Source organism: Streptomyces sp. NPDC055400 (genome assembly GCF_053644375.1).
This window is the reverse complement of the sequence record NZ_JBSHLM010000001.1, coordinates 75,802-101,988: the sequence shown is the minus strand read 5'-3', so window position 1 is coordinate 101,988 and position 26,187 is coordinate 75,802. Positions and strand designations below refer to the sequence as shown.

Annotated in this window: 18 protein-coding genes and 1 pseudogene; 6 read left to right on the top strand and 13 right to left on the bottom strand. The window is 70.6% G+C overall.

Going from position 1 to position 26,187, the window contains the following annotated elements:
* Window positions 1-877 precede the first annotated feature (877 nt).
* A complete protein-coding gene (locus tag ACWIGU_RS00465) occupies window positions 878-4,591 on the top strand; it encodes a S8 family serine peptidase (protein WP_454395928.1) in 3,714 nt (1,237 codons plus the stop codon).
* A gap of 128 nt (window positions 4,592-4,719) precedes the next feature.
* Window positions 4,720-4,815, top strand: a pseudogene (locus ACWIGU_RS00460) (DUF488 family protein, N3 subclade); the annotation flags it as partial.
* A 384-nt stretch (window positions 4,816-5,199) separates the two neighbouring features.
* Here the strand turns inward: ACWIGU_RS00460 and ACWIGU_RS00455 are convergent.
* Window positions 5,200-6,420 (bottom strand): metallophosphoesterase, encoded by a 1,221-nt coding sequence (locus ACWIGU_RS00455; RefSeq protein ID WP_454395926.1) that lies wholly within the window; start codon window positions 6,418-6,420, stop codon window positions 5,200-5,202.
* A 781-nt stretch (window positions 6,421-7,201) separates the two neighbouring features.
* On the opposite strand from ACWIGU_RS00455, the gene ACWIGU_RS00450 reads away from it, so the two are divergent.
* A complete protein-coding gene (locus ACWIGU_RS00450) occupies window positions 7,202-8,200 on the top strand; it encodes a helix-turn-helix domain-containing protein (protein WP_454395924.1) in 999 nt (332 codons plus the stop codon).
* Window positions 8,201-8,343: 143 nt separating this feature from the next.
* Here ACWIGU_RS00450 and ACWIGU_RS00445 read toward each other — a convergent pair whose 3' ends face one another.
* Window positions 8,344-11,721, bottom strand: a complete 3,378-nt coding sequence (locus ACWIGU_RS00445; protein WP_454395923.1) for a S8 family peptidase — start codon at window positions 11,719-11,721, stop codon at window positions 8,344-8,346.
* A 1,434-nt stretch (window positions 11,722-13,155) separates the two neighbouring features.
* Here ACWIGU_RS00445 and ACWIGU_RS00440 point away from each other — a divergent pair.
* Both ACWIGU_RS00440 and ACWIGU_RS00435 read left to right on the top strand, forming a co-directional pair.
* The gene (locus ACWIGU_RS00440; protein ID WP_454395921.1) at window positions 13,156-13,287 is read left to right on the top strand and encodes a hypothetical protein; all 132 of its coding nucleotides are present in this window, start codon (window positions 13,156-13,158) and stop codon (window positions 13,285-13,287) included.
* An 88-nt stretch (window positions 13,288-13,375) separates the two neighbouring features.
* Window positions 13,376-14,116, top strand: coding sequence for a hypothetical protein (locus ACWIGU_RS00435; protein WP_454395919.1), 741 nt, complete (start codon window positions 13,376-13,378; stop codon window positions 14,114-14,116).
* Window positions 14,117-14,419: 303 nt separating this feature from the next.
* On the opposite strand, the gene ACWIGU_RS00430 is transcribed toward ACWIGU_RS00435, so the two are convergent.
* From ACWIGU_RS00430 to ACWIGU_RS00410, 5 genes are all read right to left on the bottom strand, one after another.
* Window positions 14,420-15,628: a cytochrome P450 gene (locus tag ACWIGU_RS00430; RefSeq protein ID WP_454395917.1), complete on the bottom strand. Its 1,209-nt coding sequence runs from the start codon at window positions 15,626-15,628 to the stop codon at window positions 14,420-14,422.
* A 39-nt stretch (window positions 15,629-15,667) separates the two neighbouring features.
* A complete protein-coding gene (locus ACWIGU_RS00425; protein ID WP_454395915.1) occupies window positions 15,668-17,062 on the bottom strand; it encodes an NAD(P)/FAD-dependent oxidoreductase in 1,395 nt (464 codons plus the stop codon).
* Complete coding sequence (locus ACWIGU_RS00420; protein ID WP_454395913.1) at window positions 17,052-17,279, bottom strand: ferredoxin; 228 nt, start codon at window positions 17,277-17,279, stop codon at window positions 17,052-17,054. The genes ACWIGU_RS00425 and ACWIGU_RS00420 overlap by 11 nt, the downstream gene beginning before the upstream one ends.
* A 225-nt stretch (window positions 17,280-17,504) precedes the next feature.
* On the bottom strand, window positions 17,505-17,876 hold the full coding sequence (locus ACWIGU_RS00415; protein ID WP_454395911.1) for an integrase core domain-containing protein: 372 nt from the start codon (window positions 17,874-17,876) through the stop codon (window positions 17,505-17,507).
* A gap of 484 nt (window positions 17,877-18,360) precedes the next feature.
* The gene (locus tag ACWIGU_RS00410; protein WP_454395909.1) at window positions 18,361-18,792 is read right to left on the bottom strand and encodes an SMI1/KNR4 family protein; all 432 of its coding nucleotides are present in this window, start codon (window positions 18,790-18,792) and stop codon (window positions 18,361-18,363) included.
* A gap of 370 nt (window positions 18,793-19,162) precedes the next feature.
* Here ACWIGU_RS00410 and ACWIGU_RS00405 point away from each other — a divergent pair, with 370 nt between their 5' ends.
* Complete coding sequence (locus tag ACWIGU_RS00405) at window positions 19,163-19,525, top strand: four-helix bundle copper-binding protein (protein WP_454395907.1); 363 nt, start codon at window positions 19,163-19,165, stop codon at window positions 19,523-19,525.
* A 118-nt stretch (window positions 19,526-19,643) separates the two neighbouring features.
* Here the strand turns inward: ACWIGU_RS00405 and ACWIGU_RS00400 are convergent, their stop codons facing one another.
* The 6 genes from ACWIGU_RS00400 to ACWIGU_RS00375 form a co-directional block, all read right to left on the bottom strand.
* Window positions 19,644-19,829 (bottom strand): hypothetical protein, encoded by a 186-nt coding sequence (locus tag ACWIGU_RS00400; protein ID WP_454395905.1) that lies wholly within the window; start codon window positions 19,827-19,829, stop codon window positions 19,644-19,646.
* A 65-nt stretch (window positions 19,830-19,894) separates the two neighbouring features.
* On the bottom strand, window positions 19,895-20,803 hold the full coding sequence (locus ACWIGU_RS00395; RefSeq protein WP_454395904.1) for a TIGR03560 family F420-dependent LLM class oxidoreductase: 909 nt from the start codon (window positions 20,801-20,803) through the stop codon (window positions 19,895-19,897).
* The gene (locus tag ACWIGU_RS00390) at window positions 20,803-21,834 is read right to left on the bottom strand and encodes an amidohydrolase family protein (RefSeq protein WP_454395902.1); all 1,032 of its coding nucleotides are present in this window, start codon (window positions 21,832-21,834) and stop codon (window positions 20,803-20,805) included. Before ACWIGU_RS00390 ends, ACWIGU_RS00395 begins: the two co-directional genes overlap by 1 nt.
* An 85-nt stretch (window positions 21,835-21,919) precedes the next feature.
* Complete coding sequence (locus ACWIGU_RS00385; RefSeq protein ID WP_454395900.1) at window positions 21,920-23,038, bottom strand: zinc-dependent alcohol dehydrogenase; 1,119 nt, start codon at window positions 23,036-23,038, stop codon at window positions 21,920-21,922.
* A gap of 6 nt (window positions 23,039-23,044) precedes the next feature.
* Window positions 23,045-24,541 (bottom strand): aldehyde dehydrogenase family protein, encoded by a 1,497-nt coding sequence (locus tag ACWIGU_RS00380; protein WP_454395898.1) that lies wholly within the window; start codon window positions 24,539-24,541, stop codon window positions 23,045-23,047.
* Window positions 24,538-26,172 (bottom strand): GMC family oxidoreductase, encoded by a 1,635-nt coding sequence (locus ACWIGU_RS00375; RefSeq protein ID WP_454395896.1) that lies wholly within the window; start codon window positions 26,170-26,172, stop codon window positions 24,538-24,540. The genes ACWIGU_RS00380 and ACWIGU_RS00375 overlap by 4 nt, the downstream gene beginning before the upstream one ends.
* Window positions 26,173-26,187 lie beyond the last annotated feature (15 nt).

Here is a 26,187-nt window from a genome sequence, read left to right as displayed (position 1 = left end):
GGATCACGCAGGGCGGGGCGCTCCAGCTTCTGCCCGGCGTGGATCAGGACCCAGCCCCGCCACAGCCAGGGCCGGGGCTTGTCTTCCGGGCTTCACGGCGAGGATGCAGGTGGCATAGGGCTGGCGAATCGTGATGCCGCGGATCCAGTCGCCCCGGGCAGGGTGGCGATGCTCATGCGGCTGGCCCCCCGATTCCGGTTCCGTGGCGGCCGGCGCGGCGCCCGTTGATGGACGGGTGAGTTGTCTGCCGGGCGTCGGCGAGGGCTGCGTGGCCGGAGTGCTTGCCGTCGTACAGGGCAGCGTTGGCGGCTCCCCGGTCATCGAAGGCGCGAAAGGCGGCCGCGGGCTGGTTCTCCGCTGCAGGTCGTGGACAGTTCGGGTCAGGGCAGGCAGCAGCGGGGGAGGGTGCCCTGCCGCCGGAGAATCTGCGGGCTGTCCTGGCGCCGGTCGACCTGGTGTGGGTGCGCCTGGACCGTCCGGCCCCCTGGCGGGGGCCGGGGCCCGCAGCGAACTGGCCCGGGTGGAGGGCTTCACCGGTCGCCCCGACGCGCCGCAGGTTCTCGCAGACCGCCTCTCGAGGCGCCTGGGGGATCAGATGCGGCTGCACGGCCCGATCAAGGACCCAGTGGGCTGGCTGATCGGCCGGGCCCTGCCCCAGCGCCAGCTGTGTGCCGAACCTCGGTGCGACAAGGGCACGTTGCTCGATTCCGGCCGCGTCCGCCGCCGTCCCCGCGGACGCGGTGGCCGACGACCCCGTCTGCTCGCGGCGTAACTGTGCCATGGCACAAGAGCGACATGTGTGACCCCTTGAACGACGGCGGGGGAGGCCGGAGGATCCAGTGATCTTTCACTCTTCGCCGCGTCCCAGGAGTCTTCCTTGCCCAAGGTTCCCATCCCCCGGCCCGGGCCGATCGCCCTCGCCGTGGCGGCCGCGCTGACACTCGGCGTCATACCGGCGACTGCCGCTGTGTCCGCGTACTCCGCCGGTGAGGTGTCGCACAACGACACCGGACACCAAACCGCCGGCGATGCCGGCACGCACACCGTCACCCTGATCACGGGTGACAAGGTCACCATCGGGACCGCCGCCGACGGCACCGTCGTGCGCTCCTTCCAGGCAGCGAGCGGAGCCACTACCGGCTTCCACCGTGCTGTCCTGGACGGCGCCACCTACGTCTACCCCGACTCCGCGCTGCCGTACGTGAGCGCCGGGAAGCTCGACAAGCAGCTGTTCAACGTGACGCGGCTGATCGCCGAGGGTTACGACGACGCGCACAGCTCCCGGCTGCCGCTGATCGTGCGCTACACCGATGCCGCCGCCAAGTCCCGCACCCGGGCGAAGATGGCGGGCTCGACCGACGTCCGCCGCCTGGACAGCATCCGGGGCTCGGCCCTCGCGCAGAACCACAAGCAGGCACCGGAGTTCTGGTCCTCGCTCACCAGGGGTTCCGGTGCGGCGGCTCGGTCCGCGAAGCCGTCCTTCGCGGGCGGCGTCGCCCACGTGTGGCTCGACGGCAAGGTCAAGGCCGACCTGGCCGACTCCACCGCCCAGATCGGCGCGCAGAAGGTGTGGGCGGAGGGCGACACCGGCCAGGGCGTGAAGGTCGCGATGCTCGACAGCGGCGCGGACACCGAACACCCGGACCTGGCCGGGCAGGTGTCCGACAGCGCCAGCTTCGTCCCCGGCGAGGACGACATCGCCGACTACAACGGCCACGGCACGCACGTCGCCTCGACCATCGTCGGCACGGGCAGCGCCTCCGACGGCAAGGAGCGGGGTGTCGCCTCCGGCGCCCGGCTGGCCGTCGGCAAGGTGCTCAACTCCGAGGGCAGCGGCCAGGAATCCTGGATCATCGCGGGCATGGAGTGGGCCGCCCGCGACCAGAAGGCCAGGATCATCAGCATGAGCCTGGGCGGCGGCGGTGACAAGACCGACCCGATGAGCCAGGCCGTCGACGAACTCAGCCACGAAACCGGGGCGTTGTTCGTGATCGCGGCGGGCAACGGCGGCCCGCACTCCATCAGCAGCCCCGGTGCCGCGGACTCCGCGCTGACCGTCGGCGCCGTCGACTCCACCGACACGCTCGCCGACTTCTCCAGCCAGGGCCCGCGTGACGGCGACGGCGGGCTGAAGCCGGAGATCACCGCGCCCGGCGTCGACATCGTCGCGGCGCGCTCGCACTACAAGCGCGGCTCCGGCTACTACACGACGATGAGCGGTACGTCGATGGCGACGCCGCACGTCGCCGGTGCCGCCGCGCTCCTCGCCTCAGAGCACCCCGGCTGGACGGGCACCCAGCTCAAGGAGGCGCTGGTCAGCAGCGCCAAGGCGACCCCGGCGTACACCCCGTACCAGGCGGGCGCCGGCCGGCTCGACGCGCTGGCGGCCGTGCACACCACGGTCTTCGCCACCACGAGCGCCTACTCCGGCTTCCACACGTGGCCGCCGAAGCCGGGGCAGAGCGACGCCCAGACGGTGACGTACACCAACGTCGGCGACGCACCGGCCGACCTCGACCTGGCGGTCAACGGCACCGTCCCGGCAGGGTTGTTCCGCCTCTCCGCCGACCACGTCACCGTGCCCGCCCACGGCACCGCCGCGGTCACCCTGACGGCGGATCTGGACAAGCTGGGCGGCGACCAGTCGGTCAGCGCCCTGATCATCGGTACGGACGGCAGCGGAGCGGTCCGCGCCCGGACCCTGATCGGCGCGGCCCGCGAGGGCCGGCGGCAGAATCTGACCGTTGTCGCCAAGGACCGTTCGGGCAAGCCGCTTGAGGGCCGGGTCGTGCTGACCGCCGAGCACCTCTTCACGGTGATGGACCTCGACGCGTCCGGCACCGGTACGGCGCGGCTGCCCGTCGGCAGCTACAGCGGCTGGCTCACCGGTGACGTGCAGGGCGCCGAAGGCCCGCACTCGCGCGGCATGGTGCTGCTCGCCTTCAACGACGTGAAGCTGGACCAGGACCGTACCGTCACCCTGGACGGCCGCAAGGCTCGCCGGATCCTGGCGCGCGTGCCACAGCAGACCACCGCCGTCGCACCGCGCCTGGACGCCCACCGGTCCTTCACCGACAGCCTGGTGGAGACGTCGATGCTGCCGGACCCGTCGTACGACAGCATCTGGGCGCTCCCGACCGGCAAGAAGGTCACCGACGGCGAGTTCGAGACCGGCGCCCGCTTCCGCCTCGAGCAGCCCGCGCTGACCCTGAGCACGAAGTCGACGACCTTCGACGACCCGCTGGTCAAGCGCGCGGCCACGCCACTGCCCGCCGGGACCCGGAATCTGACGGCGGTCTTCGCCGGTGACGGCACGGCCGAGGAGCTCGCGCGGCAGAACGTGCGCGGCAAGGCCGTCGTGGTGCGCGGCGCCGGCACGGAAGGGATCAAGGCCCAGGCGGAGGCCGCCGCGGCCGCCGGCGCCCGGCTGCTGCTGGTCGTCAACGACGGCGACGGCCGCCTGCAGCCCTGGGACGAGAACCCCTGGAGCTCGCAGAGCACGGCCCCGGTGACGGTGGCGACGCTCAACGCCGACCAGGGCGCCGACCTGCTCGGCCAACTCCGGCACGGCGCGGTCTCGCTGAAGGTCACCTCGCACCCCACGACCGACTACGTCTACGACGTCGTGCACCACTGGACGGGCGCCGTTCCGACGGACCCGACCTGGCGTGAGGACTCCAAGGACCTCGGCCGGGTGAACGTCTCCTTCCGGAACTACCGGCAGGGCAAGGCGATGGAGTTCCGTCCGGACGTCTGGCGCGGCTGGGCCGTCGGCAACCAGCTCACCGCTCCCGCCCAGGGCGAGCGCACCGACTGGGTCACCGCCGGCACCACGTGGCTCGACGACGCCTTCATCCAGGGCGAGACCGGGCAGCACTCGATCGACCCGCTGACCTACCCGGCGCGCAAGACCGGCAAGGTCAGCTGGTTCGGCCCGATCCAGCGGCCCCGTATGGGCCCGGTCAACTACCAGCCGGTGCGCTACCTCGACACGATGTACATCACCGCGCCCGGCTGGGGTGACTCGGGGTCCGGCCACGTCGGCGAGGCCGGCGCGAACTTCGACGTCAAGGACTGGATGTCGCTCTACCAGGGCGACCAGCAGCTCGACTGGGGCAACGCCGAGTACCTGCAGGTTCCTGGCCTCGGCGCCGAGCGCCTGCCCTACCGGCTGGTCCTCGACAACGACCGCGGCACCTGGGCCAACCCGTACTCGACGCACACGCTGACCGAGTGGGACTTCACCTCCACGGTCACCGGCAGCGATGCGGCGGTGTCCCTGCCGCTCATCCAGCTCGACTACGGCGTGGACACCGACAAGTCCGGCCGTGCCGACCGTCACGCCGGCCTGACGGTGACCGCCTCGCACCTGCCAGGCACCACCGCCACCATCGGGAAGCCGACCGTCGAGGTGTCGTACGACGACGGTGCGACCTGGCAGCGGACCGCCCTGAGCCGGTGCGACGACGGATGGCGGACGAACCTGCGTGCGCCGCGGTCCGCCGACTTCGTCACCCTCCGGGTCGGCGCCCGGGACAGCGCGGGCAACACCGTCTCGCAGACGATCACCCGGGCCTTCGGCCTGCGCTGACGTCACATCCCCGGAGGTCACCCGGGACAGCACCGCGTGGGTGGGACCGCAGGCGGCGGCCATGCCCACGCGGCGTTCCCAGTTGTCAGAGGACCTATGAGGACACCTCGTCGCGGAACGGCAAGCGAGTGCTCGTGGACCGCCTGTGACCCCGAGGAACGAGCAAAGAACGGGCCTACCTGGACGAATGGCTCCGCGACGTGGCGCCGTCGGCGGATGTGCGCCTGGGTCCGTCATCCGGCGGGCCTGGCGGACTGCGCGGCAGCAGGTTCTTCGTCCGGAGGACTTTGCTTCACCGCTCGGCAAACGGGTGTACGACCTGCGGCGCACCCGTCTGCGGGTCGACTCGCGCACTCAGGACTATTTCGAGCGCCGGATCAAAGAGGGTAAGACCCGTCGCGAAATTGTCCGTTGCCTCAAGGCTATGCGGCCCGGGAGGTCTTCCACCTCGTCGGACAGCTACAGCCGGGACCTCGCTCATAAGGGCTGTGCGATACGGGACATGGTCACTTCCGAGACCCGGTCGTCCGTCACGATCTCCGTCGTGTGAGCGGAGCGAGGCTGCCGAGGGGCAGCATCTCCGGGCGGAACTGCTGGCCCGCCCAGTGCTACATCGAGGTGGGCAGGTGCGGGGAGCGGAGTACGAGCAGGGTGATCTCGCTGGGGGCGAAGACGCGGAATGGTGGGCCCCAGAAGCCGGTTCCGCGGCTGGTGTAGAGGAGGGTGCGGGGGCCGTGGCGGCTGAGGCCGGCGAGGGCGGGTTGGTCGATGCGGACCAGGTGGTGGAAGGGCCAGATCTGGCCGCCGTGGGTGTGGCCGGAGAGTTGGAGGTCGATGCCGGCGGCTGCCGCCTGGTCGATGAACTTGGGCTGGTGGGCCAGGAGCAGGACGGGGTGGTCGGGGCCGGCGCCGTTCAAAGCTCCGGCGAGGTGGGCGCGGTGGCCGGCGAGGCCGGAGGACTCGGCGGTGACGTCGTCCACGCCGGCGACCACGAGGGTGTCGCCTCCGCGTTCGAGCAGCAGATGGCGGTTGCGCAGCGGCTCCCATCCCAGCTCGTCCATGAGGTCGACCCAGCCCTGGGCCTCGCTGTAGTACTCGTGGTTGCCGGTGACGTAGACCCGGGCCCGGGTGGCCTGCACCGTGCCGAGTGGGGCGGCCTGGGCGCGGCGGCGTTCGGCCGTGCCGTCCGCGATGTCTCCGGTGTGGCAGACCAGGTCGGGCTGCAGAGTGTTCACCGTCTCGCAGACCCGCGCCGACCAGCGGGCGCGGTCGAGCGGGCCGTAGTGGGTGTCGGTGATGAGGACGACGCGCGTGCCGTCCAACCCGGCCCCCAGGCGCGAAAGTTGCACGTCGAGGCGGCGTACCCGTGGTACCCGGCGGGCCTCGGCGTACCCCCAGGTGAGCAGCACGGCGGCTGCGCCGAGGACCGCCCAGGTGACGATCCGGGCCCGGTCCTGGGGGTCGCCGACGCCACTCACGGTCAGGGCGAGCCGCAGGAGGACGCCGAGCAGAACTGACCAGGTGAACAGGACCCAGATGGTGCCCAGCAGGGTGTCCCCGACGATCGCCGCCCAGTCCTGCTGCCGTCGGCCGTGGCCGCGCACCATCGCGAGCGGCATACCGATCAGGCCGAGGGCGAACAGGGCGGTGCAGGCCAGAGTGACAGGGAGCGGCCAGTGCTGGCCGGTGTGCAGCAGCAGCCAGTAGGGCACGGTCCACAGCAGGACGGGGGCGATCAGGGGGAGGTAGCGCATCAGGCGGTGCAGTCGGCTCCGCTGGGTCCCGTGTGCCGCACTGTCGGCGGATCGGGTTTCGCTGGTGTCGGTCACGCTTCCCCCTCAAGCAACCGGGCTGCCGTCGCGCGCACTGTATCCGGCCGTCTTCGGGCCGGTTGGACGGGGTGCTCGTGGTAGGCAGCCCCCATGCAGCGAAGGGGTCTTTGCCGGGCGGCAAGACTCCGCTGCGGCGGCCGGGGTGCCGACTACTACGGCCCGGGCCCCCCGGGGGCTGATCTCGGTCCCCGGGAACACACCCTGTTCGCGCGGGCGGTCGCCGGGAGGCGCATGTTCTGGCCGGGCAAGCTCGGCCGCCCCGTCGCCTCGGCTCCCTTCGGCGCGGCGGGTTCCGTCCGCTCGGGGCCCTGGCCCCGCCCTCGGCTGAGCTGCGCCCTGGAGCGGCGGGTGGCTGATCTTCGAGCTGCCCCCCGCAGAGATCGCCGTACACTCCGCCGAGGGCCCCCAGCACGAGTTCTGTCTGATGCGCGACGATCTCGACGCCCAGCTCGGGGAACTGCGTGCGCGGGGCGTCGAGATCACCCGCCCGGTCGGCGAGCAGCGCTGGGGCAGGCTGACGGCGGTGCGTCTGCCCAGTGGCCGAACTGCTGTTGTACGAACCTCGCCACCCCGTGGCCCACAGTCTGTGACACTCGAGCGGCCCCGCCCCGGTTCCACGGGATGCTGACGGCACCGCCCCCGGCACGGTGACCAGATCGCCGGCGACAACCGTCGTGGTGCCGGGTCGCAGGGGCTGGTGGAATCATCCGCCGGGACGACCGCGTTCCCCGGCGGAAACCCGGGCGGAGGCAGCCCGGACGGTGAGAAAGGTGGCGACATGCTGGAGACGGTGGGCCTGACGGCCGACGAGAGCGAGGTGTACCGCCTTCTGGTCGCCACCGGGACGGCGTCCGCCCAGGACATCTCCGGCCGCTCGGCCCTCGACGTCGTGACCGCGCGGCTGCTGCTGCGCGCGCTGGAGCACAAGGGCCTGGCGTCGGCGGTCGAGGACAGTCCCGAATGGTTCACGGCCGTGCCGCCGCAGGTGGCCCTCATGCCCCGGCTCCAACGCCACTTCGACGCCCTGGAACAGACCCGGGCCGCCGTCTACGAACTGGCGGAGACACACCGCCGCAGCGCATGGGCCCGGACCACGGACGAGGCCGTCGAGATCATCACAGGCGCTGCGGCACTGCGCCAGCATCTGCGGCAGCTCCAGGACGGCGCCGCCCGCGAGATGATGTGGTTCGTGAAGGCCCAGTACGTGGCCATGTCCGCGGAGAGCAACCAGGAGGAGTTCGACGCGCTGGACCGGGGCGTGCTCTACCGGGCCCTGTACGAGCAGGCGTACTTCGACGACCCCGACTCGGTGGACTACGTCGTCAAGGGCGTGTGCGCCGGAGAGGTCGCCCGGGCGGTGCCTGTGCTGCCGCTGCGGATGGCGATCGCCGACCGCTCGGTGGCCATCCTGCCGCTGGCCGCCTCGGGCACGTCCCGCAACCCCCGCGAACTGCGGGCCGCGGTGGTGCGGGAGAGCAGCCTGCTGGACGCGCTCATCGCCCTGTTCGAACACCACTGGGACATCGGTGCCCCGCTCCGGGTGACCGAGGAGGGCCAGATCGGCGGCGCCGGCACCACGGATCCCGCCTCGCCCCTCGGGGAGGACCGGCACCTGCTCTCCCTGATGGTCGCCGGCATGACGGACGAGGCGATAGCCGGACAGCTGCGGGTCAGCAAGCGCACCGTCCAGCGCCGCATCCAGGGCCTGATGAGCCTGGCGGGTGTCGCGACCCGTATGCAGCTGGGCTGGCACGCGGCGCGCCGCGACTGGCTCTGAGCACGGCGGACGCCGCAACGCACACGAACAGGGCCCGCCGGACGTGTCCGGCGGGCCCTGTCTCCCTTCGTCCGGCCGCTGCGGCCGGGCTGCGCCACTCGCGGAAGCAGCTACTCGAGGACGTGGCGACTCCGCGACGGCGCCTACTTGAGCAAGTAGCCCTTGACGACGGTCTCCTTGAAGGAGTTGCCCGCCGCGTCCTCGACATGGACGCGCAGGCTGACTGAGCCGCCCGCGGCGCTCCGCGGGTGCTCCACCGTCACGGTGCGCTCCATGCCGGAGCCCTTGACCCGCACCGACTGCCAGGTCTTCCCCTCGTCGAAGGAGACCTCGGTGGTGAAGACGCGGACGGGTGACGCCGGGGCGCCAGCCGTCCGCTGGATCAGGACCGGGATGTCGAGCCCCCGGCCGGCCTCGGCCCGGTTCCACTCGTCCAGCTTCGGCGACATACGGACCGCGTACAGCGGCAGCGCCTGCCGGGTCGCCGTGGTCTGCGACCGGAACCGCCATTCCGCCCGCACACTCGTGGAGACGGAGCTGGGGGCCAGGTCACGGTTGTGCTCGACTGTCAGACGGTAGTCGGCGGGGGTGGCGTCGGCCGGGACGTCGCTCATGCTCCAGTCCTGGGAGACCAGCTCGCCGTTGCGCCACAGCTTCACCTCGGGCAGGCCGGACGTGGTGTCGGCCACCAGGTCGAGGTTGCCGTTCGCGGCCGACAGGAAGGGCCGGTACATCGTGTCGCCCTCACGGAAGGCGACCATCTGGGAAGAGAGGCCCACGGCCTGGATCCCGCCGTTCCAGCGCTCCTCGACCTGGGAGCCGGCCTTGTAGCCGTGCAGGTCGCTCAGGTAACTCTGCCCGCGCGTGTCCGGGTCGAAGAGGTTGTTCTGGTCGAAGGCCGCCTGCCAGCGCAGGCCGTCGGCCGCCGAGAAGTAGTCGACGCGCCGGGCCGGGACCGGAATTCCCTCCATCGCCCGGCCGCTGAAGCGGACGTTGTCGACGTACGTCCACACGATGCGCGTGGCCGTGGTGCCGGGCGTGGTGGCGGCGAACGTGGTGTTCACCCTGGCCAGCTCCGACTTGCGGGGGTTGTAGGCGGGATCCGCCGGGATGGCGCCGTGCACCGGTCGCGTGAGGTAGTAGACCGAGGAGGGGTTCTCGTCCGCGCCGGCCGGGTCGCCCCAGACGCTGGTGACGAGGTAGGTGAACTTCGAGTCCTTGTACTGGGCAGTCGGCACCGCGTACACGCCGTCGATGTGGTCGGTGCCGATCGCGTTGTACATGGTGACCGAGAGCAGCTGGTCGGCCATGCTGATCGTGCCGATCTCGGCCGACATGATGCGCGCGGAGCGGCTCGGTGCCGACACCGTGACGGGCTTCGCCTTCCGGGCGTCGATGGTCACCTGCCGGTCGGTGCTCATCACGACCTTCGGCACACCGACGATGGTGCCCTCGGTGAAGGAGGCGTCGAAGTAGAAGCCGCTCACCGAGTAGGTGTCCTTCGGCAGTCGCACCACCGTGCTGCTCTTGCCGAGCGCCTCGACCTCGTACGCTTTGCCGTCGGCCGAGTTGACCAGTAGGTAGGCGTTGTCGGGGGCGGCGCCCGTGCGGCTCTTCATGTCGATGCGCAGGTCGTACGACGGCTGCTCGACGTCCATGCCGAACGGGACGCGCACCGACACCTGGTGGTCCGCGGTGCTCGCGGTCACCACACCGCTGTAGGCGGCGTACGCCGTGGTGGCTTCCGGGGTCGCGGTGAGGGTGACGGCCGCGGTTCCGTGTGCGGGCACGGTGACCGTGTCGGCGCTGAGCCGGAACAGGCCGGCGGGGGCGGGCACGTCCTTCTTCCCGCTGCTCGGGTTGTCCTTCAGCTGAAGGGTGACCGGCGCGGCGCCCGAGTTGCGGTAGGTGAGGGTCTTGGTCACCGGTGGCCGCCGACCGTCCGTCCAGCGGATCAGCCCGAAGTCCAGTGCGGTGGTGTCGGCGGTGACGTCCTGGTCGACCGCCCGGGCGACGTCGACGCGGCCGGCGCCCTGGAAGTAGGCGCCGTGTTCCTCGGCGCCGGTCGCCGACTGCATCAGCTGGCGCTTGACCTGCTCCGCCGTCCAGTCGGGGTGCTGCTGGAACAGGAGGGCGGCGGCTCCGGTCACATGGGGCGTGGCCATCGACGTGCCGCTCATCGCGACATAGCCGTCGTCGGCGGTGGTGCCGCCCGCCTGGGCGGCGACGACGTTGACGCCGGGGGCGATGATGTCCGGCTTGAGGCCGGAGTCGCCCACCCGCGGGCCGACCGAGCTGAAGACGGCGAGGTCGTCGTCGTCCTCGGCCGCGCCGACGGCCAGCGCGCGGTCGTCGGAGGCGGGCGAGGAGACCTTGCCGGGACCGCTGTTGCCGGCCGCGGCCACGACCAGCGTGCCGTAGTCACGGGTCACGGTGTCGACCATGGCCTCGAGGGCGTCGGTCTCCGGTGTGTCCGTGTCGCCCAGGCTGAGGTTGATCACCTTGGCGCCGTGCTGGGCGGCCCAGGCCAGGCCCTCGACGATGTCGGAGTTGTGGCAGTTGCCGTCCGCGGTGCACACCTTGCCGGACAGGATCTGCACACCGGGTGCCACACCCTTGTAGCGGCCGTCGGAGGCGGCGCCGGAACCGGCGACCGTGGAAGTCACATGGGTGCCGTGACCGTTCAGGTCGTCGGTGTTCGGCTCGGTGGTGAAGTTCGCGGACTCGGTGACGAGGCCCTTGAGGTCCGGGTGGTTGGGGTCGTAACCGGTGTCGAGCACAGCGACCTTGACGCCGGTGCCGGTGTAGCCCTTCTCCCAGGCGTGCGGGGCCCCGATGCGCGGCACCGTCCTGTCGAGCTGGATCCTTGCGTGGCCGTCCAGCCAGACCCGGCGCACACCCGCTCCGAAGGAGGTGGCGTCCGCCCGGCCGGGGGCGATGCCCTTCCAGAACCCGGCGGCGTCCGCGCGGTGTTCGCCGAGGGTCGCGAAGGGGGTCCCGCCGATGGGGCGGACGGTGTCGGCGCCGGCGGCGGTCAGCTGTCGCCGGGCGGTGCCCGCGCCCCCGGCGTACTCGACGATCAGCGGCAGGCTCGACCGCTGCGCGTACTTGCCCCGGACGAGGGCGGAGACGTTGAACAGCGCCTTGTCGAGGCGACCCGTCGCGAGCAGCGGGAGCGTGTCGGCGGGTATGACCGTCCAGTCGCGACCGTCCTGGCGCTTGATGAACGCGACGCGTTCGCGGCCCTCGGCGGGCTCGACCGACACACTCTGCTTGCCCGAGGTGTCCCTCTCCAGCGTGACTCGGTCGCCGGTGATCAGGGTGAGCTGATGCCGGGAGATGATCGGCGACCGGGCCGCTCCGGTCTGCGCGGCGGCTTCCGTTCGCCCGGTGTGCGGGCCGAGGTCCTGAGCGGCGCCGGGGGCGGCGGTCAGACCGGCCACGAGCGCCACGAGGGCGGCGGCGGACACCGTATGCCGAGGCCGGGGAGGGCGGATCCCGCGGCGCCACCTGTTGTTCATGTCTCTCATGGGAGGACAGCGTGGTGCCGTCAAGTGCCGAGGTCAGCAGTTTGCCCTGTCCACCAGGCGTCAAGTCACCTTTACGCCAACCCCTATACGTCACAAAGAGGGCAAAATTGGCCAAGCTTGCGGCCCATGGACGAACCGAGCGAGCCGTCCGATGTCGAGTACGCCTTCGTGCTCAATACAGAATGGAGGGCGCCCGTCGCAGGCGTGCGGGCTCAAGACTCCGTGCCGCCGGCTCAACTGAGGCGGCGTGGGCCGTCGGCAGCTCTTCGAAGACGGCGTGACCAACTGGAATTCACGCAGGTTCCGTGAGGGACGCAGTGCGCGAGAATGTGCAAGTGAGCAGGTGAGAGCCCTCATTCTGCCTGCCACTCGTGCATGGCGACTTCTCCGAGTGACTGGCAGAACCTGCGAGTTCGGCCAGCGACTTGCGAGGCGATGCGGGATTCTGGAAGTCGCCGCCGTCCAGCGCCGACTCAAGAGGCGCTGGAAGAGATCCATCGTCGTTGTTCCGATGTCGGTCCAGTCCCACAGCTTCGAACTCGTCCTCGCCGAGACTCCGCCTCACGCCGAGTTGCCGAAGAGCCTGCGAGATCGGGCTGACTGCTCGGGAGAACCACTTCTCCGCCGGGGTATCCAATGGCCCCACTGCCAGCGCTCCATCAGCCCAGACGGCGGCCCGTTGCTCTGCGACGCCACCGAAGCAGTCGGCCTCGACATAGGCGACGGGCCCTGTAGTGGACCACCGAGCGAGCAACCTCTCGAAGCCTCCTGGCAGCTTCCAGAATCCCAGAGCGCTCTCTGCGGTGCCGTCCGTGACCGCGTCGAAGACTTCATCCGTCATCGGCATCAGCGACAGGTCCCTTTTTCCGCATGGTCTTCGACGTCCTCCTGCGGTGATCGCCGCTAGGCCGTGCTGAGGACTCGTAGGCGCCCCTACCCACACCAAGAGCTCCGGCCGACCCGCCGAGGCAGGTGCCTGCAAGCCTGAGACGGTCAGGGGCTCCGCAGGCCGCGACCGGCACCCGGCTGCGGCTCTGCACGAAGCGCGGTACGAGGGAGTCCCTACGACCTCAACCAGCGGACCGCACCGAACCCCGCGCGCCGACGCCGAGGACACGGGTCGACCGGCGGATACTCGCTGTCCACGCCCGTACCACTGGGCTTACCGCGTTCCCAGGATCAGTGCCCAGGTGCGTGACCAGCGAACCAGTGAGCCATGAGAGGGGCGCCCGGCTGATGAGGGCACCGCGGAACGCCTGGCTGCGGCTGCGTCGCCGACATCGCACCGCCGTCGCGGACCCTCCCGTGGCGATGGCCTCCGGAACTGGTGGGCCTCGACTTCACCGCGTTGGAGAGGAACACGACATGCACCCGCGTCATCACCTATCTGCCCGTGGGCAGCGATCAGTTCGCCTCCTGGCCCTTGTGCTCGCGCGCCTCGCCCGCCTGGCCAGGTGCCTCGCCGGCCGCATGCGGTCCGAGTTCGTCGTCGAAGCGCTCGCCGCCGCCGAGCGCACCCGCGACGGCCCCGCCACGGCGTCCACGCCCACCGATTAGGGGCACATTCAGCCTCGCGGGCCTTCACCGAACGCCGCTGGCGGGCCCGGCCGCCCCATCGACGCCCCTTTGGCCAGCCACGCCCGGCATGACCGAGCAGGAGACCGACATGAACACGTTGCTCGCAGAGGCTCTCGATGCCCATGGTGGCCTCGACCGCTGGAACGCACTCACCACAGTCCGCGCCACCATCGTCAGCGGTGGCGACATGTTCGTCATCAAAGGGATGCCGCAGGACCCTGCCCCCCGGGAGATGACCGTCTGGCTGCACAAGCAGCATGCCTCCTTGATGCCGTTCGGCGCCCCCGACCAGAAGACCGACTTCACGGCCGACAGAGTCGGCATCGAAAAAGTCGACGGCCGCATCGTGGCCGAACGCAACGAACCGCGGAAGTCGTTCACAGGTCACGGCCTCACCACCCCGTGGGACCCGCTGGACCGCGCCTACTTCAACGGATACGCACTGTGGACGTACCTCACCACGCCCTTCCTGCTGGCGATGCCAGGCTTCACCGTCACCGACATCGAACCGTGGCAAGAAGGAGACGAACTCTGGCGCGGCCTGCGTGCGACCTTCCCGCCCCACATCGCCAGCCACAGCACCCAACAGGACTTCTACTTCGGCCCCGACCATCTCCTGCGCCGGCACGACTATCACGTCGACATCGCGGGCGGGTTCGCCGCGGCACAGTACGTCTACGACACCGTTGAAGCGGACGGGATCCGCCTGCCCACCAAACGCCGGGCCTACCGAAGCGATGCGGACAACCGCCCGATCCTGGAACAGACCATGGTCTCCATCGACCTCAGCAACGCTCGGTTCACTTGATACCGGCCCTGTACGCGGCGCGTGCTGAGCGGGACCGGCGGCTGCGTGCGGGGTGCGGACGGACGGCAGTGGTCTGACCGATCTAGTGGTCAACCCGCCCGGTGACATTTCCCAGGAGTATGTGGGCGTCGCGGTCGATCGCGTCCGCAGACACCTCTGCCGTCCCGCTGCCCGGCGGACCGGCGGAAGAACAGGGGGATCATGACATCACGTCCCTGCCCCATCCGCTCACGGGGATGCAGGCCTCAGCAGCCGCTGAACGCTCGGCACCGCCCTACCTCCCTTTGAGAGCTTCTGCTGCATTCACGGCGTGACCCCCTCGATCGCCACCGGAAGGTGGCGGGGGCCGCGGAGCACGGCGTTGGCGCGGTAGGGCGGCGGGTCTTCGAGCAGCCGGGAGAACTTGACCCGGCGGAACAGTTCGGGCACGGCCAGATGGAGTTCTATGCGGGCGAGAGGGGCGCCGAAGCAGTAATGGATGCCGGTGTAGAAACCCAGGTGCTCGTTGTCCTTGCGGTCGGGGTCGAACCGGTCGGGGTCCGTGAAGCGCCGGGGGTCGCGGTTGGCCGCGGCCAGCATGAGCCAGACCGGGGAGCCCTTGGGGATCGTGGTGCCGGCGACGTCGATGTCGGCCAGGGCGGTGGTCCACGGGACGAACTGGACCGGGGGCTCGTACCGCAGCACTTCCTCGATGATCGGGACGGCCAGCTCCGGGTCCTTCTGGAACCGCTCGAGGATGTCGGGGTGGCGCAGCAAGGTGAGGGTCGTGTTGGTGATCGCGTTGACGGTGGTCTCGTGGCCGGCGACCAGGAGCAGCACCGCGGTGGCTTCCAGGTCTGCCGGTTTCATGTCGGGGGCGAGCGCGCTGAGGATTCCGGGGCCTGGGTGGCGGCGTTTGGTCTCGATCAGGTCGGACAGGTAGGCGCCCAGCTCCTGGCGTGCCTGCTGTGCCTTTTCCGGGCCGTCGTCGTCGCCGGAGTGGGGGTCGACGGACGACGCCAGGGCATCGGCCCAGGAGTGGAAGAGCGGTTCGTCCTCGCGTGGCACGCCCAGGACCTTGCAGATCGCGGTGACGGGAAGGGGGTAGGCAAAGCCCTCGACGATGTCGACCTGGTCCTGGCCTTCGAAGGCGTCGAGCAGCTCGGTGACGACCTTGGCCAGCTCTCCGCGCAGGCCGTCGAGGAATCTGGGGCTGTGCGGGGGACCGAACGGCCGGTTGATGGTGTCGCGCAGCCGGTCGTGCACGGGCGGGTCGGTGAAGATGAAGCTGGGCGGCAGGCCACTCTCCGCCGCTGGTTGCCCGGGGCGGTCATGGCCGGCTGGGCGGTTGCTCGTGTCGTTGCTCAACCGCGGGTCGTTGGCCAGGCTCCGCACCTCGTAGTAGGTGCTGACCAGGTAGGTGCCGTCGTCCTCCCGCCTGACTGGTGTCTCGCGCAGCTCCGCGTAGAGCGGGTACGGATCGGCTCGATTGGCGTAGTCGGTGATCTGAGCGACGATGCTGCCGGACGTCATGGTGCCTCCTGAGGGCTCCGGGCGGTACAGGGCCGGTGATCAGGCATGCGACGGAACGAACGCGACGCGACGCTCGCTCGGCGAGTGACCCGTCAGCGTGACCGTGGCCCCATGGGTGGGCAGATGGGGGTCGGGGAAGGCCGGGTCGATCGGATGCAGCGTCTCGGTCCGGCGGTCGACCGCGCGGTACTCCGGCGGGAACGGGGCGCCGGACGCGATCTGCTGCTCGTAGAACCCCAGCCACTTGGCTCCGTCGAAGGCGGCCGCGGCGATGATGCGGCCGCGGTACCCGTACACCGCGACGAACCGCTCCTCGGCGAGCGCCCCCTGGGCGACGACCAGCTGGTCGCCCAGCGTGGGAACACCCACCGACTTGATGTTGACACCGAACTGGGTGGACCAGAACATCGGCAGCCACAGGTGCGGACGGCGATCCGGACCAGCACAGATCATGTTGCGGGCGGCGATCTCGGCCTGTTCGACCGCGTTACCCCAGTGCTCCAGCGCCAGGAACTGATAGTCGAACAGCGGGTGGGGGCTGCGTGCGACATCGCCGGCGGCGTAGATGTCGTCGGTGACGATGCCGTTGACGTCGAACACCCGGCACCCTGCGTCGCACGCGATGCCCCGGGGACCCGCGGCCACTCCCGAGCCGGCGAGCCATTCCGTGTTCCGCATGGCCCCGAGCGAGACGACCGCCACCTCCACGTCGATCACCGCACCGTCTGACAGATGGGCACGCTTGAGCCGTCCCACATCGTCGCCTTCGAGGGCGGTGACGCTGACCCCACAGCGCAGGTCGACTCCGTGCTTGCGCTGCAGCCGATCCGCGACCGCGCCGATCACTCCGCCGAGCGCGCCCACCAGCGGCGCCGGGCCGCGTTCGGCGACCGTGACCTCGAGGCCAAGCTCCCGGCAGGCGGAGGCGACCTCGGAGCCCGTGAAACCGGCGCCGATCACCAGCACCCGGGACACACCCCCGGTCAGCTTCCGTAGCAGGCGGGCGGAATCGTCGCGGGTACGCAGTACGAACACCCCGTCCAGCGCGGCCTCTTCCGGGTGGAACCAAGGCCGCGCTCTGGTCCCAGTGGCGATCAGCAGGCGGTCGTAGGGGACGGTGTCGCCGTTCGTCAGGCGTACCTGCTTGGCGTCCCGGTCCAGGCCCTCGGCGGCGACGCCCAGACGCCACTCGGCATCGATGTCCCACCGCCGCGGAAGCGCGGTGTCCTCGGGCCGTGCCCGCCCGAGCAGTGCCTGCTTGGACAGCGGTGGCCGGTCATAGGGCTCGTACCGCTCGTCGCCGATCAAGGTCAGCGATCCCGTGAAGCCCTGCTCGCGCAAGGTCTCCGCCGCGCGCAGACCGGCCAGCGAGGCACCGACCACGACAATGCGGCCCTCGCGCCGCAGGACCTCGACGTCCGTGTCAGCCGACATGGGGATCCACCCGCTTCGTCGGCTCATCGGAGTAGTCGACGAGGATGGCCTGGACCGGGCAGGCGGCAGCAGCCTTCTCCACCCGGTCACGCTGTGCCTCGTCGAAGCGAGGGGAGAACAGCAGCGCCTCTTCCCCGTGCAGAGTGAAGACGTCCGGGGCGAGGAAGACGCACTGCGCGAACCCCTGGCACCGGTTGAGATCGACGACAAGCCTCATTGGAATCGCTCCCTGCACGGGCTGCAGTAGCCGAGCCCCGCAGCCGTCTGCGCTCGGTCCATGTGGTCTGTAGGCACGCCTCATCACCAGGTTCAGCCCTACGTCCAGGTCTCGCAACGGGACGAGGCGCTGGAAGACCAGGCCTCGCTCGAGGCGCCGATCGACTGATCCCTGTCCCGCTCGAAAATACGATTCGGTGCTGTGATCTGCGGCGATGCGGTTAGGTCAGGCGGCGCGGTGATACTCGTTGATCAATCCCCCGAGGATTGGTTGTCGTCGAATTCTGTGGTTCTGGAGGTCGGTGACGGTGGCTGGGGCGGGCGGTTGGGCGCGGTCCGGGGGCAGCTGCTGCCGGGATTGGTGCGGCCGGTGCTGGTTGTACTCGGTCAGCACCCTCACGGCATGGGCCTCGTTGTAGATCAGCATGCGGTCGAGGAGCTCGCGGCGGAGGGTGCCCACGACTCTCTCGCAGATCGCGTTCGCTTTGGGCGCTCGTGGTGGGCTGAGGAGGACCTCCACGTCGTCGGCCTCGAAGACGGCATCGAAGGCGCTGGTGTACTTGCCGCAACGCCAGAACTTCCGCGTCCTTGGCCACACGGTTGCGCAGTACGGCAGCAGGCACCTTGTTCAGGTTCCGGACCAGCGCGGTGGCGATGGACAGCGGCATCGAAGAATCGTCGCAGCTGCTGTGCGGGCCAGTCCTCTGATAGGGGAACTTTCCAGGGCAGGCCCAGAATCGTGTTTTCGAGCGGGACAGGGTGCCCCGCGTGGAGAAGCTGCAGGCCAGAGCCGGAATCGTATTTCCGAGCGGGACACGACCAGATCGATGTGCACGAAGTCGCAGGCGATGATGCCCTCGGCCTGCGCGGTCAGGAACTCATGCCACGTCGGCCCGCCGCGGCGCGGGGCACTCCGCGAAGGCTCCGCGCCCCGGAGGACATGGGCGCGCTGGAGTCTTTTGCCCCGAGATCGCGGTCGCCGACGCAGGCCATCCAGTGCCTACTCGCGATCAACTGATGCAGGTCTTCGCGCGGGAGTTGGGGACAGGAGAGGATGCACGATGCGTCCGTCTGTGACGCCGCTACCGGTACCAGTCGTCTCCTTCGCTCCCTAGTGCGCTGCGCAGGTACTGCTCCAACGAGGGCGCGACCCAGATACGACTGTCGGTCTCGTGGTCCCAGACGAAGACGTCGTCATGGTCCGGGGTTCGTACGAATGCGAACTGGTCGCCGCCGCCGTTGTCTCCGAAGAACATCAGAGCGTCGAACGGCATGTAGAGGCCGCGAAATTCTTCATTGCTGCGAAAGGAGCTGTTCTCTTCGAGGATCTTCTCGGCCGTCCAGGCCACCTCGGTTCCGTAGTCCGCCTCGATCCCATCGGTCTCCAGCAGCAATTGACGCAGAGCTTCGGGCAGCGGCTGGCCGAGCTGTTCCTCGACAGCCGCCAGGGCGTCGGGAGCGGCTGGATCTTGCAGCTCAACTTCCGGGAATTCTGAGGCCAGTTCACGCCACATCTCGGCCTGTTCTCCATTTCCTGTCGATCATCTGATGCGAGGGTTGAACCAGTCCCGAGGCTTTCGGCTGGACCTCGTAACCACATGCACCGAGGGCCGCAGCCCTAGCGCGGAGTATGGCCCTCAACCGCTGCTTGTGCCCCATGTGACCGCAGCCGGCGCCCTGCGATACCAGCTCCGCCGCCTGGCGGGCGCCATCAGCACCAAAGGAAACGGCGTCTCATGCGTGCTGCCGATGAGCATTCTGAAGGGCCTACGGGGCCGGATGGCCACGGTGGTGTCCCACGTCGGCATGGCGGGAGGGCTCGGGCAGGCGTAAGACAGGGGGTAAAGGGGTCCGCCCCGGGCCCCCTCACCCCCAGGAGGAGCCATGACCCAGGCCGGATCCATGACCGCGATGAGCAAGCAGATGCAGGACTGCGTCGCAGCGTGCATGTCGTGCCACAGCGTCTGCGAGGAGACCATGAGCTCCTGCATGCACATGGGCGGCCAGCCCCAGATGCAGATCATGCGCGCGCTCATTGACTGCTCCGAGATGACCCGCATGTGCGCGGACATGATGATGCGCCGCTCGCCGATGTCGCCCGAGATGTGCGCGATGTGCGCCAAGGCGTGCGACATGTGCGCCGAGGCGTGTATGTCCATGCCGGACGATCAGCAGATGATGCGCTGTGCCGAGGCGTGTCGCCGCAGCGCGGAGATGTGCCGCGCGATGGCGGGCGCCACGATGTGATCCCTGCCTGATCGGCTTCGACGGCGCCCGGGCCCGGGCGCCGTCGAAGCCCACGGCGGCGCCAGATCGGACTGGGGGTCCTCCAAGTGTCTCCACGGGTCGCCCAGTGGATGTGATTTTAGAGCGCGCCGTCCGCGATCAGCAGTGCTCGCGCCGCCGCGGTCAGCTCCTCGCGTGCATCAGCGGTGTTATCGATGTATTGCATGCGGTCCGCCCAGCCGGGAGCGCCCTGCTCCGCGTCCCGGATCAGCCGTCGAGCGTCCGCTTCGGGAACGTTCAGAGCTGCGAGCGCGGGCTCAGCCAACTCGCGATGCGTTGCACGGTCCGCCGCTGAACTCCTGGAGACGGTGCCGCTGCGAGGGTGACGGGTCACGTCACCAGGTGCGGAAGCACCTCTGCGCCCAGCAGGTGCAGATGTGCCGGGTCCTGGGCGTCGTACAGATGCAGATACACGGTGTCCGCGCCGTCCTTCGCCAGGCCGCGGATGCGCTGGACGACGGCGTCCGGAGTGCCGGCCACAGCTGCTTCACGTAGGAACGCGGAGGTGGCGACCGAGGCACGGCGGTCGGTCTCGGCGCGGGTGCCGCCGCAGAACACCGGCAGGATCACCGAGTGCCGGGCGGTGGCGGGATCACGGCCGATCCGTTCACAGGCCGCGTCGAAGACGGCGAAGCGTTCGCGCATGCCGTCGGGGAAGGTGGCGTTGAACTCGTCGGCGTGGCGGGCGGCGAGGGCGGGGGTACGGCGCGGCCCCGCACCGCCGACGATCACCGGGATGGGGTGGGCGGGCCGGGGCGGGGTGCGGTTGTCGGAGAGGCGGTAGTGCGGGCCGTCGTGGGAGAACGGGGCGCTGTGCCACAGGCCGCGGACGACGGTGAGCTGTTCCTCGAGCCGGTCGAACCGTTCCGCGAGCGGAGGGAAGGGGATGCCGAACGCCTCGTGCTCGCGTGCGTACCAGCCCGCGCCGAGGCCGAGTTCGACGCGGCCGTTGCTCATCTCGTCCACGGTGGCCACCGTGGTGGCGAGCAACCCCGGGTGGCGGAAGGTGGCCGCTGTCAGCAGGGTGCCCAGGCGTATGCGGTGGGTGTCGCGGGCGAGGCCGGCGAGGGTGGTCCAGGAGTCGGTGGGGTGGTGAGCGGCCCGGTCGGGGACGGCGCCGAGGAGGTGGTCGGAGCGGAAGAAGCCGTCGAATCCAGCGTCCTCCGCTGTCCGGGCCAGGTCCAGGAGTTGTGCGTACGTCGCTCCGGTGGCGGCTTCGAGGAGGATACGAGCCTTCATCAATCGAGTCCCGCTTCGTCGAGCCCTGCTTCGTCGGCTCCGTTCCCGGCGAGCCCCAGGAAGCGCAGGCAGGTTCCGGCGGCGACCTGGGTGTGGTCGGCGGGGGAAAGATCCAGGGCGCGGAGCGTCGCGTCGGCCGGGCTCTCGCGGTCCATCGCGGGGAAGTCGCTGCCGAGCATGACCTGGTCGGGGCCGAGCAGGTCGACGAGGTAGCGCAGCGCGCGAGCGTCGAAGACGAGCGAGTCGTAGAAGAAGCGGCGGGCCTGGTCGAGCGGGGAGTCGGGGCCGGGGGTGTCGCGGACCGGCGGCTCCTCGTTCCGGCTGCCGCCCCAGAAGAAGCGGGCCCGGGGCAGCATCAGCGGGAAGCCGCCCGCGCCGTGGCTGAAGCCGATGCGCAGGGAGGGGAACTTCGCGGTGGTGCCGGTGGCCAGGAGCGAGGCGGCGGCCAGCGAGGATTCGGTGTTGAAGCCGTAGGTGCCGGTGGCGGTGGCGGGGAGGCGGTCGCCCAGGGAGGGACTGAGGGCGTGCACGTAGACGGCCAGGCCGAGGCGCTCGGCCTCGGCGTAGAAGTCGTGGAAGCGGTCCTCGCCGAGCGAGGCGCCTGCGATGTTGGTGCCGATCTCGACGCCGCGCAGGCCGAGTTCGTGCAGGGCGGACAGTTCGGTGGTGGCCAGGTCGGGGTCCTGGAGGGGTACGGCGCCCAGGGCGTGGAAGCGGTCCGGGGCGTGGGCGACCAGCTCGGCGGCGTACTCGTTGGCCGCCCGGTGCACGGCCAGGGATGCCTTCGCCGGGAGGCGGTAGTCGAGCAGCGGCGGCATGGGGGAGAGGACCTCGGCGTCGATCCCGAGAGCGTCCTGGTCGGCGATCCGGCGTTCGGCGTCGAAGAAGACGGCGCGGGCCGTGTACCGCAGGGCGCCGGCGGTAAGTTCCCGTGAACCGTCCACGGCGGCGGGGCCGATGCAGGGGCACGCCGCGTCGACGGGGCCGGGGAGGGAGGCGGGCAGGAAGTGGGCGTGGGAGTCGATGAGCATGGGGCTCCGTAGGGGGGGAGGGAGGAGGCGTCTCGAAAGCAGGGAGGGCCGGGGGCCGGGACCGGCCCCCGCCACAGCGCCCCCGTCAGCCTCCGCCGCCCGGCGTCACCGCCACATGCACCGCCTCCTCGCCCGTGATCTCCCCGGCGAGCGTGGCCAGGGCCCGCTCGGTCTCGGCGAGTTCGAAGGTGTGGGTGTGCAGCCGCTCGAAGGGGAAACGGCCGGACTCCAGGAGACGGATGGCCTCGGCGTAGCCGCGTGAGTCGACGCCGTACGCGCCCACCAACGTCAGCGCCTTGTTGACCACCTGGTCGGAGTCGAGGGGGACGGGGCGGCCGCCCTTGAGGCCGGCGATGACGATACGGCCGCCGTGCCGGGTCGCCCGCAGCGCGTCATCGAGGGGCTGGGCGGCCATCGGGGTCATCTCCAGGGTGACGTCGGCGAGTTCACCGTCGGTGAGTTCGGTGACCAGGTCGACCGTGTTCCGCGCGTCGGCGTCGTCCACGACGAGCGTGTGGTCCGCGCCGAACTCCCTTGCCAGGGCCAGTTTGTGGGCATCGCGGGCGAGCCCGGTCACGATGACCCGGGCCGCGCCCGCCGCCTTCGCGGCCGCCGCCGCGAGGATGCCGCGCTGCCCCGCCCCGAGAATGAGCACGGTGTCGCCGAGCTGTACCCCGCCCAGATGCGCGGTCCAGCGCACCGCCGCGCCCAGCGGGTTGTACATGACCGCGACCTCGGCGGGCAGGGCCGAACTCACCTTGTGGACCACCGCATCGGGGTGGACGTACAGGTACTCGGCGAGCCCGCCGAACAGGGACGGCTCGCGGGAGACGGGGGTGTAGCCGTGGGTGACGGAGCGGTTGCGGCAGGACATGTAGCCGCCCGACAGGCAGCGGGCACAGGCCCGGCAGGGCACGAGCACCTCCACCGCGATCCGGTCACCGACCTGCACACCCCAGCGGGCGGCGGCCTTCTCGCCGATCTCCTCGACGACGCCGAGCGGCTCGTGGCCCGGGATCACCGGGTAGCCGCCGCGCATCGGGACCCGGCCGTGGAAGGTCTCCAGGTCGCTGCCGCACAGGCCGTTGGCCTCGATACGGACCAGGGCGTCGTCGGCGCCGGTGCGAGGCCGGTCGAAGGAGCGGAACTCCAGCTTTCCCGGGCCGAGTTGTACCGCGGCCCGGACCTTCTGTGTGGTCGTCATGTGTGCTCAGCTCCCCGCGTTCAGGACGACGGCCTTGACCTGCGTCCAGTCCTCGACGGCGTCCGCGCCCATGGAGCGCCCGAAGCCGCTGTGCCGGTAGCCGCCGAACGGCGCTCCGATCGCTCCGAACGGTCCGCCGGAGCCGAAGGTGTTCACCGACACCTGCCCGGCCTCCACGCGCCGCGCGAACCTCACCGCACGGGCCAGGTCCCCGGTCCACACGGTGGAGGTGAGGCCGTAGCGGGTGCCGTTGGAGAGTGCGATGGCCTCGTCCTCGTCGTCGTAGGAGAGGACGGAGAGGACCGGGCCGAAGATCTCCTCCTGGGCGATCCGCATCTCCGGTTGTACGCCGTCGAAGAGGGTCGGAGCGACGAAGTAGCCGTCCCGGTACGGGACTTCGGTCAGCGCGGCGCCGCCGGTGACGACCTCGGCGCCTTCCTCGCGGCCGATCCGCAGATAGTCCAGGACGCGGTCCCGCTGGCGGGCGCTGATCAGCGGCCCCATGTCGACGGGGCCCGAACGCCAGGAGCCGACCGTGACGCGCTCCATCCCGGCGGCGAGTTCGGTCACGACCCGTTCGCGCAGCGCGCGCGGCACCAGGACGCGCGATCCGGCCGCGCAGACCTGGCCGCTGTTGAGGGTGATGAAGCGAACGATCTGCGGGATCGCGCGGGCCAGGTCCGCGTCCTCAAGGAGGATCTGCGGGGACTTGCCGCCCAGTTCGAGGTGCAGCGGCGTGAGGTTGCGTGCGCAGGCCTCCATCACGGCGGCCCCGGTGACCGGCGAGCCGGTGAAGCTGACGCGGCGGATGTCCGGGTGCGCGGGCAGCGCTGCGCCCGCCTCGGACCCGTATCCGGTGACGACGTTGAGGACGCCCGGTGGTATGCCCGCCTCCAGGGCCAGTTTGGCCAGGTAGAGGGGGGTGAGCGGGGCGTCCTCCGCGGCCTTGAGGACGACGGTGTTGCCGGCGGCCATGGCGGGCGCGGCGTTGAACACGGTCATCGGGCCCGGCGCGTTCCAGGGGATGATGACGCCGACGACGCCGTAGGGCTCGCGCAGGGTCATCCCCAGGACGTCCGGTGTGTGCGACGGCAGGGTGCTGCCGTGCACCTTGTCGGCCTGCCCCGCGAAGAACACCAGCTGCCCGGCGAGCGGCGAGGGACCGGTGGGCCGGCCGACCTCGGTGGCCTCCAACTCCTCGATGGCCTGCTCGTGTTCGCGTACGAGGTCGGCCCAGCGGAAGAGGAGTGCGGCGCGGCGGGACGGGCTCAGGTCGCGCCAGGCGGGCAGCGCGTCGCTCGCGGCGCACACCGCGTCGGCCACGTCCTCGGCGTCGCCGCGCGGGACCCGCGCGACGACCGTGCCGTCGCACGGGTCGACGACGTCGATGGTCCGCTTGGAGCGGGCCTGGAGCCACGAGCTGCCGATGAGATGGGTGGCGTCGTCGAGGTCGACGGGCAGACCGCGGGTGGCCGGGGTGTCCGGGGTGGGATGGTCGGTCATCGGGGGAGTCCTTCCATGGCCGTCCAGGAGTTCGGGGTGTTCCGGGTGGCGGGGGCGGCTTGACGGGCTTCAGGAGTCCGGGCGGTGATCTTGGCGGCGGCGTACTCGGCGGTCATGACCACCGAGAGGTGCGGGTTGGCGCGCGGGATGTCCGGGAACACGGACGCGTCGACGACGCGAAGGCCGGGCACACCGAGGACCCGCAGGTCCGGGTCGACGACGCTGCGGGGGTCGTCGGCCGCGCCCATCCGGCAGGTGCCGGACAGATGACGGTTGTCGGTGCAGGTCGGCAGGATCTCCTCGGCGGTGGGGAAGGTGATGGGGCCGTCGAGCAGCGCCCTTACCGCCTTGTGGTCCGCGAACCGGCGCATCAGGTCGAGGGAGTGCACGATCCGCTCGAAGTCCCTCGGGTCCTCGAACACCCGCTGTCGGACGAGGGGTTGGACGGCCGGGTCGGCGCTGCGCAGGGTGAGGTCGCCGCGTGAGAAGACCTGCTCCTGCTGGGCCACCAGCATGCCGCGGCCCTGCGAGCGGCCCTGGCTGTCGTACATGCCGTTGTTGGGGACCATGAACATGTCGTTCTCGCCGGCACCACTGAGTTCCGAGGAGTAGCGCAGGATCGCGTTGGTGACGGGCCGGTCGGGGTCCTGGCCGAGGTCGCTGCGGGTGGGGATCGGCACCATCAGCATCCCGTGGTCCTGCAGACCCCGGCCCACGGGCAGATCGGCGAGCACCTTGATACCGAGCGCGGCGAGCTGCCCGGCAGGGCCGATCCCTGAGCGCATGAGCAGGGCGGGGGAGTGCAGGGCGCCCGCACTGACGATCACCTCACCGCCGGAAGCCAGCCGGAACTCCTCCCCGCCGACGAGGGCGACGCCTTGCGCCGCGTGCGTGGCCGGGTCGAGCAGGACGCGGGCGACCTCGCTGCCGGCGCGGACGGTGAGGTTGGGGCGTGCCCGATGGGGCTCCAGGTAGGCGTCGTTGGTGGTGACCCGCCGCCCGCCGCGCATGTTCAGGGCGAAGGGGCCTATCCCGGTGGTCCGCGGTGCGTTGTGGTCCGCGCACCACGCGTACCCGAAGTCGCCCGCCGCCTCGGCGAACGCCAGGTCGAGGGCGCCCCAGCGGGCCTGCGGGGTACGGCCCACCGGGATCGGGCCGCCCTGCCCGTGCCAGGTGTCCAACGGGTGATCGAGCTCGTCCTCGAGTCGCCGGAAATACGGCAGGACCTCGTCGTACGACCAGCCCTCGGCGCCCTCGCGCGCCCAGCCGTCGTAGTCGTCGGGGACGCCGCGGATGGCGAACATGGCGTTGACGTTGGCGGTGCCGCCGACCCCGCGGCCGCGGCCGTAGGGGGCCTCGGGCTGTGCGCGGTTGCGTACGGTGGTGACGTCCTGCCACCAGAAGTCGGGGTGGGCGCGCGGGTCCATGTTCAGCCGGACCGTGCGGAAGGCCTCGGGGAGGGTGGCGGTCCGCCAGTCCCCTCCCGCTTCGAGGAGCAGCACACGGGTACCGTCCCCCTCGCTGTGTTCGACGAGGCGGCCCGCGAGGGTGGCGCCCGCGGAACCGGCTCCGACGACGATGTAGTCGTAGTGGCCGACGTGGTCGTGGTCATCAGCTCGTTCGCTGGACATGGGGTGGGAACTCCC

Coding starts and splice junctions, on each gene's coding strand:
- ACWIGU_RS00450 (WP_454395924.1), top strand. CDS start 7,202: ATGCTGGAGACGGTGGGCCTGACGGCCGACGAGAGCGAGGTGTACCGC.
- ACWIGU_RS00445 (WP_454395923.1), bottom strand. CDS start 11,721: ATGAACAACAGGTGGCGCCGCGGGATCCGCCCTCCCCGGCCTCGGCAT.
- ACWIGU_RS00435 (WP_454395919.1), top strand. CDS start 13,376: ATGACCGAGCAGGAGACCGACATGAACACGTTGCTCGCAGAGGCTCTC.
- ACWIGU_RS00430 (WP_454395917.1), bottom strand. CDS start 15,628: ATGACGTCCGGCAGCATCGTCGCTCAGATCACCGACTACGCCAATCGA.
- ACWIGU_RS00425 (WP_454395915.1), bottom strand. CDS start 17,062: ATGTCGGCTGACACGGACGTCGAGGTCCTGCGGCGCGAGGGCCGCATT.
- ACWIGU_RS00420 (WP_454395913.1), bottom strand. CDS start 17,279: ATGAGGCTTGTCGTCGATCTCAACCGGTGCCAGGGGTTCGCGCAGTGC.
- ACWIGU_RS00410 (WP_454395909.1), bottom strand. CDS start 18,792: ATGTGGCGTGAACTGGCCTCAGAATTCCCGGAAGTTGAGCTGCAAGAT.
- ACWIGU_RS00405 (WP_454395907.1), top strand. CDS start 19,163: ATGACCCAGGCCGGATCCATGACCGCGATGAGCAAGCAGATGCAGGAC.
- ACWIGU_RS00395 (WP_454395904.1), bottom strand. CDS start 20,803: ATGAAGGCTCGTATCCTCCTCGAAGCCGCCACCGGAGCGACGTACGCA.
- ACWIGU_RS00390 (WP_454395902.1), bottom strand. CDS start 21,834: ATGCTCATCGACTCCCACGCCCACTTCCTGCCCGCCTCCCTCCCCGGC.
- ACWIGU_RS00385 (WP_454395900.1), bottom strand. CDS start 23,038: ATGACGACCACACAGAAGGTCCGGGCCGCGGTACAACTCGGCCCGGGA.
- ACWIGU_RS00380 (WP_454395898.1), bottom strand. CDS start 24,541: ATGACCGACCATCCCACCCCGGACACCCCGGCCACCCGCGGTCTGCCC.
- ACWIGU_RS00375 (WP_454395896.1), bottom strand. CDS start 26,172: ATGTCCAGCGAACGAGCTGATGACCACGACCACGTCGGCCACTACGAC.